Annotated in this window: 9 protein-coding genes; all 9 read right to left on the minus strand. The window is 68.5% G+C overall.

Annotation, left to right across the window (positions count from 1 at the left end):
• Positions 1–28 precede the first annotated feature (28 nt).
• Genes R3F55_01575 through R3F55_01615 form a run of 9 tightly spaced genes read right to left on the minus strand, consistent with a single transcriptional unit; the run spans position 29 to position 14866 of the window.
• Positions 29–1219: a glycosyltransferase gene (locus tag R3F55_01575; GenBank protein ID MEZ5666124.1), complete on the minus strand. Its 1191-nt coding sequence runs from the start codon at positions 1217–1219 to the stop codon at positions 29–31.
• A complete protein-coding gene (locus R3F55_01580; protein ID MEZ5666125.1) occupies positions 1216–3012 on the minus strand; it encodes an ABC transporter ATP-binding protein in 1797 nt (598 codons plus the stop codon). Before R3F55_01580 ends, R3F55_01575 begins: the two co-directional genes overlap by 4 nt.
• Entirely contained in the window at positions 3009–3680 is a 672-nt protein-coding gene (locus tag R3F55_01585; GenBank protein MEZ5666126.1) for a histidine phosphatase family protein, read from the minus strand. Before R3F55_01585 ends, R3F55_01580 begins: the two co-directional genes overlap by 4 nt.
• Positions 3677–5089 carry a phosphotransferase gene (locus R3F55_01590; protein ID MEZ5666127.1) on the minus strand — a complete coding sequence of 471 codons (1413 nt, stop codon included), beginning with the start codon at positions 5087–5089 and terminating at the stop codon, positions 3677–3679. Before R3F55_01590 ends, R3F55_01585 begins: the two co-directional genes overlap by 4 nt.
• Positions 5074–6480 carry an aminoglycoside phosphotransferase family protein gene (locus R3F55_01595; protein ID MEZ5666128.1) on the minus strand — a complete coding sequence of 469 codons (1407 nt, stop codon included), beginning with the start codon at positions 6478–6480 and terminating at the stop codon, positions 5074–5076. Before R3F55_01595 ends, R3F55_01590 begins: the two co-directional genes overlap by 16 nt.
• Positions 6477–8576, minus strand: a complete 2100-nt coding sequence (locus tag R3F55_01600; protein ID MEZ5666129.1) for an alginate lyase family protein — start codon at positions 8574–8576, stop codon at positions 6477–6479. The genes R3F55_01595 and R3F55_01600 overlap by 4 nt, the downstream gene beginning before the upstream one ends.
• Positions 8573–10645, minus strand: a complete 2073-nt coding sequence (locus R3F55_01605; protein ID MEZ5666130.1) for an alginate lyase family protein — start codon at positions 10643–10645, stop codon at positions 8573–8575. Before R3F55_01605 ends, R3F55_01600 begins: the two co-directional genes overlap by 4 nt.
• A complete protein-coding gene (locus R3F55_01610) occupies positions 10642–13272 on the minus strand; it encodes a glycosyltransferase (GenBank protein MEZ5666131.1) in 2631 nt (876 codons plus the stop codon). Before R3F55_01610 ends, R3F55_01605 begins: the two co-directional genes overlap by 4 nt.
• On the minus strand, positions 13265–14866 hold the full coding sequence (locus tag R3F55_01615) for a response regulator (protein MEZ5666132.1): 1602 nt from the start codon (positions 14864–14866) through the stop codon (positions 13265–13267). Before R3F55_01615 ends, R3F55_01610 begins: the two co-directional genes overlap by 8 nt.
• Positions 14867–14888 lie beyond the last annotated feature (22 nt).

Raw genomic sequence — 14888 nt, forward strand, 5'->3', positions numbered from 1 at the left:
CGGGTCACCTTGAAGTCGACAACGAAGCTCAGGCTCTTGCAGGCCTCCTCGGCAGGTGGCCGCAGCGGTTTGTGACAAGCCGCTCGATCAGCGTGGTCGCGTTGGCCGCGCCGGCTAGGTCCAGCGCCGTCGGCGAAGGGCGAAAGCGCAAGAGCTCCGGGATTGCCCGGGCCAGCGCATCCGCCGACAGCAGCCGCGGTTCGAGCAGCATCAACGCGCGCAACTCTGCCAAGCGCTTGGCCCTGTCGAGTTGCTCATCCTCGGATTCCTGGTGAAAGGGCACCACCAGCGCCGAGACCCCGGAATACAGGATGTCCATGGCGGTGTTGTAGCCACACTGGCTGATAGAGGCTGTCGCCGCGGCCAGTTCGGCGCCGACATCGGGCACCGAGCGGACGATCTCGACTCCTTCCCGATCGGTTGCGTGTTGCTGCAGCGCGGACCACTCGTCGTCGGGTAGGAACGGCCCGGCGATCATCCGCATCGGCGGTCGGTGGGCATCATCGAGCCGGCGATGCGCATCCAATGCCGCGCGCAGCAGAGCCCCGCCGACAACGCCGCCGCCGACGGAGACGACGATCCGTCGCTCGCGCGTTCCGGGCGCAACGGTTCGGGTGGGCAGCACGAATCCGGAATAGTGTATGGGCACCGCAAGCGGCTGATCTGGCTGGAATGACTCTTCCAGGCGCGCAAAGCGCGGATCGGAGTGTGCGATCACGACATCGAAGTAGCGGTTCAACTGATCGCACGCCCAACGGTCGTGGGCTTCCTTCTTGCGACGGCTCTTGACCAGGATATCGCGCAGGCTGCAGCAGACGAGCGGCCTGTCGGCGCCCATGGCGTGCGCGGCGTCGAGCAGTCGTGTCAGCTCGTCGGCGAACTTGCGCCGCCCGAATGGAAACAGCTCGATCACCAGCACCTGCGGTCGACGCTTGCCCAGCAATGTGAGCATCGTCTCAGAACGCCCCGCCTTCGCGCGGTCGACGGTGAAGCGTGGATCGGGGCTGTATAGCTTCTTGTCTTCGCCCATTGCCAGGGGCGGCAGGGAGACGATCTCGACCTTCTCGGGCAAACGCAGGCCCGACGGCAGTTGGCCGCCATTGAGCAGGGTTACCCGGAACCGTCTCGCCAAGGCCTCGGCCAGCGCAAAGGAGCGCACGAGGTGGCCCATGCCGAGCGAGTGCTGGCAGTAGAACAGCAGTTCCGGCGGTGCGTTCATCCGGCCACCCTGAGTTTCGCCCGATGCTCTTCGACCGACACCGACCGTACGCGAGCATTCTCGATCTCGATCACATGGTCCGCCAGCCGGGTCAGCGCAGGCTGGTGCGTGACGGCGACGCAGGTGCGCCGCCCACGCAGGCCGGCCAGCGCGTCGACGATGGCGTCCTGCGAGTAGGGATCGACGTTGGCCAGCGGCTCATCGAGCAGCAGGATCGGGGCCTCGGTCAGCAACGCCCGCGCCAACGACAGGCGCGCGCGCTGCCCACCGGAGAGGTTGATTCCGTTCTCGGCCAGGCTTGCGTCGAGCCCGCCGGGCGTCGCCGCGACGAACTCGGCCATACGGACCTTTTCCAGCGCAGACCAGATCTCGTCGTCGTCGGCGTCGCGCAGCGCAGGCAGCAGTGCCTCACGGATGGTGCCGGAGAATAGGTGGGTCTCCTGCAGCATGGGCGCGAACTGGGCCCGGAGATCGCGGACCCGGATGCGGTGGATGGGTATGCCGTCGAGCAGGATCTCGCCCTGGGTGGGGTCGTAGAATCGCAGCAGCAGGTGCAGCAGCGTGCTCTTGCCGGCACCGCTGGGGCCGACGGCGACGACGAACTCACCGGGGGCGACGCTGAGCGACACGTCCTGCAGCACGGCCGTCGGCGGCGCATCCGAGTTCGCGGCACGATATCCGAAGCCCACGCCGCGGAACTCGATATGGCCGCGCGCGCGATCCAGGCCCAAGGCGTCGGACGCATCGACGATCTCCGGCGTGCGATCGAGCAGGGCCGCAAGCTGCTCGCCTCGGGCCAGGCCGCGCGAGATCGACGAGGCCATCTCGTTCACCTTGGCCATCGGTCGCATCAGGTTGGCCAGGTAGGCGATGCCGACTGTGAGGTCGCCAACCGTCATCTGCCCACGCAGCACCAGCAATGCGCCGCCGCACAGGATAAGTGCGCCGCCGATCGCCTTGACGATCTCGAGCGTGCGCTCCATCGACACCGCCCGCCGGGCTTCCTGAACGCCGGCCTCGAGACTCAGCGTGTTCGCCTCGACAAAGCGCTGGCGAATCTTCTGCTCGGCGCTCAGCGCCATCGCGCTCGGCAGGCCGCGGACGATCTCCTGCGCAATGCCGGCAACGGCGCCCTCGCACCTGCGCTTCACCTTCGATGCCCGTTGCAGCGGCCGCGCGAACCGGCGGGTGAGCACACTGATGATGACGATGATGATGAGGCCGAGCAGCCCGAACAGCGGCTGCAACCACAGGAGCGCGGCAAGCGCGGCGACCGCCGTCATCAGCTGGCGGATCGCCGTCGGGGCGCTCTTGCACAGCAGGCGGACGAACTGGGCGACGTCATCGACCAGGCGCAGTCCGATCTCGCCGCTCTGGTCCGACGTGCGATAGGCCAGCGGCAGTCGCTGGACGTGGCGCAGCAGGCGGTCGCGGATCTCGAGCGTCAGCCGCTCCACGTTGCGGGCGTTCACATATTGCTCGAGGCCCGCGAACACGGTGCCGATCACGCCGATTGCCAACAGCGCGCCGGATAGCGCGATGACGATCATGGTGTCGGTCGTGCCCGCCGCCATGGCCTGCAGCCACGCCGGCGCGGGCGCCGTGCCCAGCACGTTGTCAATGATCAGCTTCAGGGGCCATGGCGCGGCCAGGGTGGCCAGAATCGCCATCAGGCCGCACCCATAGGCGGCGACCATGCGCCAGCGATGGCGCCACAAGTCGGGCCAGAAGCGCTTGAGCACCTTGCCGGCGGCAACGTGCTCGTCCGCTCGTGCGCGGGATCCTGCGGTCATCTGCTCTGCCTCCGACGCCCCTGTTCGGGCTGCCCGCGCGTCCCAAGCAGGTCCGCGTGCGGGGTGGGGTGCAGCGTCACCCTGCAGGCGCTGCCGTTGGGCATGCGCAGGCCGCGCAGCCCCTCGACAGGACTGTCGAGCAGCAGGCCGAGGAGCGCCTGGTTGACTCGCTTGTGGGCGACGATCAGCACGATGCCCGCCGAAATGTCGGCGCAGATCCGCGCCAGCCCGCAACGCACGCGCGCCCGCAGATCCGTGGCCGATTCGCCGCCTGGGAACCGGAACTGCGGGTCGTCATGGCGGCGCGAGGCGCTCAGCGTTGAGGAAACCGGATCGGCCCCGCTGCGCGATCGGCCTTGCAGGGCACCGAGGTGTTGTTCCATCAGCTCGTCGAGAATCTGCACGGGCAGCCCATGCCGCACCGCCGTCGGACATGCGGTCTGGACGCTGCGGATCAGCGGGCTCGCGTAGATGGCGGTGAGCGGGAACGTCGCCAGCAGCGCGCACAACGCTTCCGCTTGCGCGCGCCCATGATCGGTCAGAGCCGGGTCCAATTGTCCGGTGACGCGGTTTTCGCGGTTGAACGTCGTCTCGCCGTGGCGGACGACGATCAGCTCGCGCAGCGCGGAGGCGCTGGCTGCGGCTTGTCCATCGCCTTGCCACATCATGCCGCCCTGCCCCTGGTATAGCCGAGCGGCGACAGGCGGCCGGCCGCTAGCGCCTCCGCTAGTTCGAGGGCGTGCTCGACCTGCCCATCCAGCGGCTGCATCAGCGTGACCGCGCGGAAGATCTTCTCGGTGACGAGCCTCAGCGATGCGTGCCAGGCGACTTCCGCCAACCGCAACGGTGCGGCCGTCGCGTAGCCCTCGAGGAACGCCGCGAACGCGCGACTGGTCGTCGCCTCGTCCGCGCTGCGCAGTAGGCCATCCCACAGCACATAGGCGGCGAAGCGCCCGAGGTCACGCGCCACCGGCCCGACCGTCGCCTCATCGACGTCGATGATCGACACCCGATCCTCGTCGACCAGGATGTTGCCGGCGTGAAGGTCGCCGTGCACGCACCCGATGCGCGGCGCGGCAGGCGCGGTCCGGTGCAGGCGCTCGCGGATGGCGTGCAGTCGCGCTGCAAGCCACGGCCATCCCTGCACAAGACAGGCGGCGCGCTCGTCGAGCCGGGCCAGGTCGTCCGCCTGGGTGCTTGCCTCGAGACCGGGGATGGTCGCGCCGTGCAGTGCGGCGACGGACGCCGCGACCTGTCGCAGAGTCGTTTCCGCCGCCGCAAACGGATCGAGGGACTGCCCGGGCGCCGCCTCCTGCCACGCGATGCGCGGGTCGGGGAACGTGCCGAGCGGCCTCGGCGTTACGAACCGGCCGAGGCGGCGCGCCTCCGCTTCCCAGAAGGCGGTCGCCGCGGCTTCGGTACGCGCGGTGCTCCCGGCGCCGCTCGTCTTTCCGAACACGATCAGCTGGCGTTTTGCGCCGGAAGCGATGTGATCGAGGTGCAGCAGCAGCCGCACGCAGCAGCGGCGCTCATGCACGTAGCTGGCGATGATCGGCTCGCACGCAGTGATGCGATAGCCGCCACCGAGCGCGCGCTGCAGCATTTCGGGCGCAGCAGTCCCGGCAAGCCATGGCAGGTTGGCCAACAGCGGCAGCGCCGGCAGATGACGGTCATTGGGAAAGCTCCACAGGACCATCTCCCGGTCCTCCAACAGCATCAGGGGCGGGCCGAAGATGGGGCGGGCGACGAAGTCCTGCCGATAGCGCTCATAGCGGCCGCGTGCTGCACCGGTCTCGAACAGTCGTGCGCTGAGCCTCAGCGCGTGCCGTTCCCCATGCGCCGTTGCCGCGACAACCCGATAGCCGATGCTGCAGCGCTGTCCCGGTGCGTATTTCACGCGCTCGACGACGCATTCGAGCACGCGTGCCGGGAATGCCGCTTCAACCAGCGCCCGCTCCAGTCGCGTCGCCATTGCACCGCCGTCGACGGCGAACGCGAGCCCCCGTGGGACGTCGCCTACGGGCAGCCGGCGATCGTCCGGTGCCGCCGGTCTTGGCTGGGTCATCGCCTCGGCCATGATTCCTCCAGCGCCATCGCGTCGCGCAACAGCACCGCCTGTGCCAGATCCGCCAGCTCGTCCACCAGCCGCACCTGGCCCGGCTTGAGGCGGGTGAAGCAGCTGTAGATGCGGTCCACGAGCAGCGCTGCCGCGGTATGCCAGACGATCTGGTCGTTCGAGACCCGCCACAGCACGTGCCGCCGATAGCAGGCAAGGAACCTGGCGATGGCCCGCATCGCATCGCCCAACGCGACGCCCGCCGAAAGCGACCGGTGCAGAAGCACCGCGCAGAATCCGCCGACATCGAAGAGCGGTGCGCCTCGCGCCAGATCGTCGAGGTCTATGATGGAGACCCGGGCGCCGTCGACGAGCAGGTTCTTCGGATGGAGATCGCCGTGCAGGCAGGCGAGCGGTTCGTCGTCGACGTCCCCAGCGCGCAGTGTCAGTTCGTCAACGACGGCGCCGACCCGCGCTGCGCATGATGGCCGCAACTGCGCCGTCAGTTCGCGCAGCTTCTCCAGTTGCCGCAACGTCTCGCCCACCGTCGGGCCGGGCGGACAGTCGATGTCGGCCCCGTGCAACGCCGCCACGGCCAGGGCTGCTGGCTCGATGAGCGTTGCCGGTACGCCGACGCCGCTGTCGTCGGAGAGCATGGGCCGGCCGCTTAGGCCCTCTTGCCAGAGCAACTGATGCCGCTTCTCGATCGCGAGCGGTTCCGCGATATGCAGGCGGCCGCTCTGCCGGCTGTCGCTGTGCCACAGCCGCTGTGAGGTCGCGTGAACCCGCTCGGCGGCGCCGTCGCGGTAGGTCTTGCCGAACACGGTCGCCACTCTGCGCCGGCCGCATCCATTCTCCAGTCGGACGTCGACGCGCGCGCAGCCGGTGTATTCGGGCGCGAGGTGCATGATCCGCGGGGTCGCCTCGACAATGCGCCACGAGGCGTCCCCGCGTGTCACGATCCGCGGCAGCGCCTCGGTGGCCAGTCGCTCGGCATCCAGAAGTGCGGCGAGCCCATCGAGCTTGCGGTCGTTCGGCACCGCCCAGGCCACGGTGGATTGCGCCTCCAGGTGCAGGACCGGCGGCCCAAAGGGCGGCGCCTCGAGCGGCCGTGCCATCGCCTTGGCGTATTGCGCCGGCGACTGTCCCGGATGGAATACGCGGGTCGAGTAGAGCAGCTCCCGTGGCCCATGTCCGGGTGGGCGCACCCGCAGTCCGTACAGAATACGGCAGGCTTTGCCCGGCTTGTACTTGACCCGGCGGATATCACAGGTCTCGACCTTGGTTTCGGCCGATGCCGTCCTGGACAGCTCCGCCTCGAAGATGGCGGCCATCGACCGCTCGTTCAGCGTGATCGCCATCTGCGGCAGGCTTGGATCGTTCGGCGCGCGCGCGTTTGCGCTCGGGCTCATGACGCTGTCTCCGCTCCGCGCGCGCATGCGAACCGGGTGCCCGCGGTGTGGTGGGCGTCACGCAGGCCGCCATGGCCGTCCAGTCGAAGCGCAAGCCATGACCCGTCGCAGCACCAGTCACCGAAGCGCCGCCACGCGCCGTCGTCGGGGCCGATGAAGACGATGTCGCGGTTTTCGCGACCGGCGTCGCGTCGCACGATCTCCAACGCCGCCGCGCCCGCGGCATCGCCATGGGCGCTTTCGCACCGCACCGGCAGCGTGCGGACGAAGAGGCGCGGTGCAGTGCCGGCGTATGGATGCAGCACGGTCAACAGGCTCGTCGTGTCGGCGCGGCAGTCGAAGCTGACGATCGGCGCCGGTTGCTTTTCCCCGTACTCTCGCGAGACAAAGCCCTGCTCCAGCCGTGCCGCGACATCTGCCCGCGCAGGCTGTGCGAGCAGCAGGCCGGGGGCGCGCACCATGACGGTGCCGTCGACGTGCTCGACCGACGTCGCGTCCTGCGCCTCGGCAGCGAGGTGGAAGAGCTGCCGGTAGTCGTGCGCCTCGGCCGCCAGCAACCGGTCGCAGACGACCCAGTAGGCGCCCCCGAGGAAGAACACGCGCCGTTCGTGCACGACCTCGTACTCGTGACTTCGCGCGACGCCGTGCAGGTAGTCGAAGCCGTCGAGGCTGACGAAGTCTCGCAGTTCGAAGTCTGGCGCCGGGCCTTGAATGCTATGCCTGTCGGGTCGCCCCGGCCTTTTCGGACGCGGTGCGTAGCGGGTCTGGTTGCGGCCGTCGATCAGTACGGTGTTGTGATACGAGGTGCCTCGGAACAGCACCCGCCAGTTCCGCTCGGCCGCCTCGCTGCCCGCCTCGCTGTATGTATAGCGCCCGGGATCGACGATCAGGGATCGGCCATAGGCCGCCATCTCGATCGACAGCACATCCAGGTGGCCGTGGTTGCCTTCCCCCAGCGGGCCGCAATCGAAGACGAGATAGCGCTCGTCCTTGAACGCATCCGTCTCGCCCCATCCGCTGCGCAGCACGACATAGCCGGCGTCCGCGAACAGCGCCGATCGCTGCCGCGGCGGGCGCCCCTGCTTGCCCGCGGTTGCACCATAGAGCCAGGACGGGTCGTCGAAGAGCTCGTGGCCCTGGCGCAGCAGCGCGCGATAGTCACCGACATCGCCGTCGCTGAGGGACGGAATGGTTCCGTCGGGCTTATGGACGTGGAGCGAGAAGTGCAGGGCGCAACGAAGCCGCTCGTCGACGTCGCGGGGTGCCGTGATGCCGTTCATGCGCGCCAACCGCAGCACGCTCAGATAGTTGCGCAGCACCAGGTGGTGATAGTCGGTCGAGAGCTCGCACTGGACCCCGTCGGGCAGCAGGTCGTCGCGAATGTTGTCCCACAGGGCATCGGAGGAGAATTCGAGCCAGCGCCGCGCTCCCTCCAACTCGGGAAAGGTCACGGATGCGAGGAAGATCGCCGCAAGCTCGATCGTCCGGTGATTGCGCGCCGGGGAAACGGTCTGGATCAGCTGCTCGGTCTGTGCCTGGACCGAGCCCAGGAAACGCCTGTGAAACCCGTCGGCGAATAGAACCGGCGCCGGGGCGTGAACGAAGTAGGTGTACGCGTAGATCCAGTTCTGCAGCCGCCGGCCCGTGACCGCCACGAACAGCTCGCTGTTCAGCAGCGACCTGCCGGCGAGCAGGTCGGGCTGAACCCGATCCATCCACGACGTCGTCAACTCGATCCACTTGTCGAGATAGCCGCGCTCGCCGGTGCGCCCATAGGCCGAGCCGAGGCCGACCGAGAAATAGAACTTGTGCAGCAGGATCTGCCATTCCAGGTCGGCGCTCGGGTTGGCCAGCCAGTCGATCGGCCCCTGGAAGGCGTGCGTCTCGCCGACAAGGTCGAAACGGTTCTCCATGACACCGGCCAGCTTGTCGGCGGTGGTCTGGGAGTGATCCTCGATCGGAAAGCAGCGCTCCCGCGTGACCCGCGCGAAGTGGCCGATCAGCCCTTCGTCGTGCATTTGCGCATAGGGCGACCGCAGCGCTGCTGCCTGGTCCCAGCCGCCGTGGCCGGCGTATCTTGCGACAAGACCGGTCACGCACCACCTCCCGGTGCGAGGCGCGTCAGCCTGGTGTCGGCGTCCGCGTGGATGGCCGATGGCTCGCCGTGCTCGTCGAGTCGCAGCGTGAGCCAGGAGCCCTCGAAGCGCCACCAGCCGATCGCGCAGGGCTCGGACGACCCGGGACCGAACCGCCAGCCGGTATCCGCCACCGGAGCGATCAGGCTGACATCGGTGAAGCGCCGGCCGCCCGCTGTCGTCACCTCCACCGAGATCGCCTGGGCCTCAAACGGCGCCGGGGAGCCGTCGTCCCGCATCACTGCCAGCGGCCGTACGCGCAGCGTCGGTGCTGCGTCGCGATAGGGGAACAGCACCGTGTGAAAGACCGCGCTCTCGGCGGTCTCGGTGAACTGCAGCACGGGCGCCGGCCGTCTCTCGCCGTAGAGCCGCGACACGAAGCCTGGCTCGACCGCGACCGCGACCCCGGGCGCTTCGGCGCGCGCGATCAGGATGCCGGGCGCCGCGGCCACCACGGAACCGTCGTGCGCTGAAACGTCGACCTTGTCGTCGGCCTCGTCGGACAGGTGAAAGCGCTGCTGGTAAGTGTGGCGCGTTCGGCCGCGCAGGACATCCCACAGGACCCAATACTGCCCGCCAACGAAGCTCACCCGCCGCTCGTGCACGGCGTCGTACTCATGGCTGCGGGCGCTGCCATGCACATAGTCGTGGCCCGGCTCGGTCTCGAACGCGATCAGCGCATGGTCGGGTGGCGGTCCCTGGACGGTGCGCTTGACATTGGGACCCGGGGCATAGCGGGTCTGGTTGAGGCCATCGATCAGCACGGTGTTGTGGCAAGCCGTGCCCCGGAAGACGGCGCGCCAGTTGATGTCGCCGGTCTCCTGATAGGTGAAGCGGCCTGGATCGACGATCAATGAGCGGCCATAGGCGGCCAGCTCGAAGCTCAACAGGTCGAAGTGGCCATGATCGCCTTCGCCCAGCGGACCGCAGTCCAGCGCGAGGTAGCGCGCGTCCCGGTAGTGCTCGTCCCCGCTCCACCCGCTGCGCATGAACACGTACCCGCTGTCGCGGAAGGCGATTGAACGCTGCGGCGGCGGCGTGCCCTCGGCACCTTCGCTTGCCGCATGCAGCAGCGCTTCATCGCCATACAGCGCGTGACCGAGCCTCAGCAGCTGCCGGAATGCACCCACATCGCCGTCGCTGAACGCCGGCACCTCGCCGTCGGGCTTGTGCGCGTGGAGCGAGAACGTCAGCGCGCCGCGGATGATCTGGTCCATCTCGGGCGGCGTTTCGATCCGGTTGCGTCGCGCCAGGCGCCGGATGTGCAGATAATTCTTGAGCACCGTGTGGTGGTAGTAGGTCGACAGTTCGCACTGCACGCCGTCGGCCAGCATGTCGCTGCGCATGTTGGCGGCCAGCTCCGCAAGCGCGAAATCGCGCCAGTCCTCGGCGCCCTCAAACTCCGGAAATGCGACCGAGGCCAGGAAGATGGCCGCCAGCTCGAGCGTGCGATGGTTGCGCGCCGGATCGAGCCGGCGGCACAGCGCGTCCACCTGCTGGTGCAACGAGGCGAGCATCCGGCGCAGGAAGCCCGGCGGCAGCGGGGCCGGGGGATCCATCAGCACGAAATAGTGCAGCGCGTAGATCCAGTTCTGAATCCGCCGTCCGGCGACCTGGCTGTTGACGAACAGCGGATCGGCCTGGTCGATCCAGCTGTCGATGAGCCGCACCCACGCGTCGCGGTAGCGCGCGTCGCCGGTGTCGCGATATCGCATGCCGAGGCCGACGGCGTAGTAGAACTTGTGCAGCGCTATCAGCCATTGCCGATCGCTGCTCGGGTTCTCGGTCCATCGCGGTGGATCCTGCAGGACATGCGTTTCCCCGATCAGGTCGAACCGATTGTCGAGAAGCATGTCGATGCGGTCCGGACGCGTTTCCTCCGCGCTCGGCACCGCCTCGAAGCGGTTGCGCGCGTTGCGGGCCAGATGGTCGCGCAGGGCGACGTCGCCGAGACCGTCCCAGGTCGGTTTCAGGAATGGCGCGGTTGCCGGCTTCCGCCGATCGGCCGTTGCTGTTGCCAGCGCGCTCATGGTGCGCGCACCGCCAAGGCGATCTGCTGCACGAATAGCGCCTTCAGGGCCTGTGTCGTCTCGCGCGAGTCGAAGCAGTCGCAGATTTTGTCACGCGAGGCCACGCCGAGGGCAGAGCCGAGCGCCGGCTGGTCGAGCACGCGGCCGATCGCCTCCGCCAGCGCCCCAGGGTCGCGCTCCGGCACCAGCAGTCCGTCGACCCCGTCATCGACGATCTCGGGAATGCCGGAGATCCTGGTCGACACCACCGGCACGCCCATCGCCATGGCCTCGGCCAGGACATTGGGGATGCCGTCGCGGTCGCCGTCCTCGGCGACGCGACAGGGCAGCACGAACACTGCGGCGTGGCGGTATACCTCCTTCAATTCGTCCTGCGTGACCGCATCGGTCAGATCGACGACGTCGGTCAGGCCGAGACGGCGCACCTGGTCGGCGATCCGGTCCTTGCAGTCGTCGCGTGCGTCGCCGCGCTCGCCGACGATGCGGCAGCGGAACGGGGTGCCGCGGCGGCGCAGTTCGGCGCAAGCATCGATCAGGTCGTCGAAGCCCTTCTTGTCGACGAAGCGGCCGACCGCCAGGATCAACGGCTCGCCAATGCAAGATGCCCGATCGCGCGGCGCGAAATAGTCGATGTCGAGACCGTGATATATGGTGTGCACCTTCTCCGGCTCGTCGGTGAGCCCGCGCAGGTACTCCGCATTTGCCGCCGTGCAGGTGGCAACGAAGCGGGTGGCCTTGAGCTTGCGTTGCAGCAGGTCGCCGGGGTTCTGGTCGCCGCGGTAGATGTCCTTGGCGTGCGCCGTGAAGCTGAACGGCAGGCCGGTCATGCGGCTGGCGAACCAGGCGATGGTGGTGACCCCGTGGCAGAAGTGGCCGTGAAGGTGCCGGATGCCGCCCGCCGCCATGACCTCGTCGGCGATCCATCCGGCTTGGAAGAACTCCTTGAGGAAGACCTTCTTGAGCCTGAGGAAGCCGGGTGGCCGATACCGCCAGCTCATCGCCACCGCCATGCCCAGCGCGCCGACATAGGCGCGCGGCGCGCGGCGCAGGATGCGCCAGTGCGACCCGGCGTAGCGGGGCAGGTTCTGCCACAGCCAGCGCGTCAGCGGCGTTTGCGAAACCGATGTGGTCCTGGGCAGGTAGGAGGGCTCGGCCCTGATCCTCTCGATCACGCCATTGACGCGTTCGTCCTCGCCGCGCTTCACCGAGAACAGCCTGATGTCCAGGCCCAGGCTCTCCAGGAGGTGGATCTCGTTGGAGATGAACGTCTCGGACAGCCTGGGATAGCCCATCAGGATGTAGGCGACGCGCATGCCGTCGTTGGGGACCGCCGGTGCCCCATCGGCTGCGAACAGCCGCAGCAGCGGCTCGAGGTTGCGCGTGCCGTCAAACTGCGCGCACACGGAGCGCCGCGCGGCGGCGCCGAGCCGGCGGCGTTCCTGTGGATCGGCGAGCAGACTGTGGATTGCCGCGGCAAGCGCGGCGGCATCATCGGCCGCGACCAGCACGCCGGTCTCGCCGTCACGCACCGCCTCCGGCACGCCCGAGACGTCGGAGCAGACGACGGGCAATTCCATCGCCATCGCCTCCAGGATCGTGTTGGGCACGCCGTCGCGATCGCCGTCGGCGGTAATGCGACAGGGCAACACGAACACGGAGGCCCGCCGATACTCCTCGATGATCGTCTGGTGGGTCTGCCGGCCGACCAGCGCCACGCACCCACCCAGCGCCGCTGCGGCGATCTGCGCCTGCAGGCGTTCCTGCTCGGGGCCGTAGCCGACGATGCGGCAGCGGAAATCGACTCCCTGGTCGCGCAGCAACCGACAGGCCTCGATCAGGACGCTAAAGCCCTTCTTTTCGCGCAGGCGGCCGACGGCCAGCAGGACCGGCGGGTCTTCGCAGCGTCCGGCGTCGACGGCATGCGGCCGAAACTGGTCGACGTTGATGCCGTGATAGATGCGCTCGATCCGGGCCTCGCCACCGGCGAGTGCGTGCAGATGCTGCCGATTGTGCTCGGTGCAGGTGACCGTGAACTCGGCTGCGCGGATGCGGCGGCGCACGGCACGGTCCGCGGACAGGTAGATGTCCTTGGCATGCGCCGAGATGTTGAAGGGAACGCCGCACAGGTGCGCGGCCAGGGCCGCGACGTCGGCGGTGCGATCGATGAAATGGGCATGCAGCCGCCGCACCCGTTGGCGCCGCATCAGCGCAGCGAGCTGCACGGCTTCGGCAAAGCAGCCCGAGCCGGCAGGCCCCTTCCACCACAGCGCGCGGGCAAGCCCCGTGACGAAGCGACCCGGTGCGGCGGTGAAGCAGCGCAGCCAGGCGCCGAGAGCGCGGTGTGCACGGATATGGAAGATCGGCGCCCGCACCCGCGCCGCTGCCGCGTGGGCCTCCTCTTCCCTCCGTTCGCTGAGCACGAAGATTCGCAGCGCCAGACCGCGGTCTTCGAGGTCGAGGACCTCGTTGAGAATGAATGTCTCCGACAGCTTGGGGAACACCTTCACCAGCACGCCGATGGGGTGCTGTTCCGCGGGGTCGTCGCAATGCAGCCGCAGCTGTTGCGGTGTGACGACCGGCGCACGGAGCTCGGCTGGTGCGACGGTGAATCGCTGGACGTCATGCATGTGCCGCGACCCTTTGGTCGATCAGAGGTGTTTGCGGATGGCGCTCCTGAAGCGCGCGTGTGATCAGCGCTGCCGCGTCGGCGGCGCCGCTGATCCGCAAGCGCGGCGGCGGCCGTTGCGCGCGCGGCTTGATGGCCGCGAACAGCTCCGCCAGCCGCTGGGGCGACGCGTCCTCGGCGCTGAGCGTTTGCACGAAGCCACGGGCCGCGAACATGTCGGCACGCATTTGCTGCTCGCGGCTGGGGCCGACCCTGGGAATGACCAGGGTCGGGCAACCGACGGCCAGCGCCTCGATCATGGAGTTGTAGCCGCCCATGGTCACGAAGTGGTCGGCATCGCGCAGTCGCAGCGGGAAGTCGTTCTCGGACACGCGTACCGTGACGCCGATACGGTCGGCGCGCATGGCCAGGTCTTCCCGCAGCTCCTGGTCCATCAGCGGGCCGGTGACGATGAGCGCCTCCGGACGGTTCTCCGGTGCCATCCACTCCAGCGCCGCCATGCAGGCATGCATCATGGGGAAGGCGTCGCGCCCGCCGCCGCCGGCAACCAGGAGGCGCGGCCTGTCATCGAGCCGCGTTCGTGGCGATCGCGGCTCGGCCGCCGCCGAGGTGACGTAGCCGCAATAGTGGACGCGGTCCGGCGCCAGGGTCTCCAGGCCATAGCGCTCGCTGCTGGGGTAGATCAGCGGATCGCCATAGACCAGGATGTGGTCGTAGCAGGACCGCACGACCCCATCGATCGCGCGCGCGGCCCACGACTCCCGTGTTCGCTCTGGTTCATCCAGGATGTCGCGAAGGCCCAGCATAACGCGGGTGCCGGCGCCGGCCGCGCGCAGGCGCTCCAGCACCGGAACCAGCTCGTCCCACACGCCGGCCGGCTCGTGGTCGACCAGAAGCACATCGGGCCGGAATGTCTCGACCGCCCGGTCGATCAGCCCGCAGCGCAACTCGCGCGTCGCGTCGGCGGTGATGCGCAGCCCACCCGGCCTCCAGACATCGCGCGATACCTTGACGAGGGCAGGCAGCTTGATGAAGTCCACGCCCTGCGGCAGGTCGAAGACGACGCCGGCGGGACAGCCGACCAACATCAAGACGCTGGCCTCGGGCATGGTGGCGACAACCTGCGCTGCGATGGCGGCGTTGCGGCGCAGGTGGCCCATTCCGATGGTGTCGTGCGAGTACATCATCACGAGCGGCCCGGCGGCGGTACGCTCCGCATCGCCGCCGCCAGCGCGCTCGCTCAGCAACGAAACCACCAGGTCCTGGAACCGCGACAATGCGAACGGCTTGGCCAGGAAGGCCGAGGCGTGGATGCTCTCGGCACGTGACCGGTTGGACTGACTGTCGCGACCGCTCATCACGACGACCGGCACACTTGGCTGGGTCGCGCGCATCCGGGTCATGAACTCGAGCCCGTCTCCGTCTTCCAGCTGTATGTCGAGGCAGATCAGGTCGCAGGGCTGCTGAGTCAGCACCCGATGCGCCGCCGCGACGGAGGGCGCGGTGCTGGCACGCAGGCCGGCGCGTTCCAGCGCACTGGCGAGATTGCGCCGGACGATAGGCTCATCTTCGACGATCAGGACGTGCTTCGACATTATGACCTCCGGTTGACGGACG

This window comes from Alphaproteobacteria bacterium (assembly GCA_041396705.1).
Lineage (GTDB): Bacteria > Pseudomonadota > Alphaproteobacteria > CALKHQ01 > CALKHQ01 > CALKHQ01.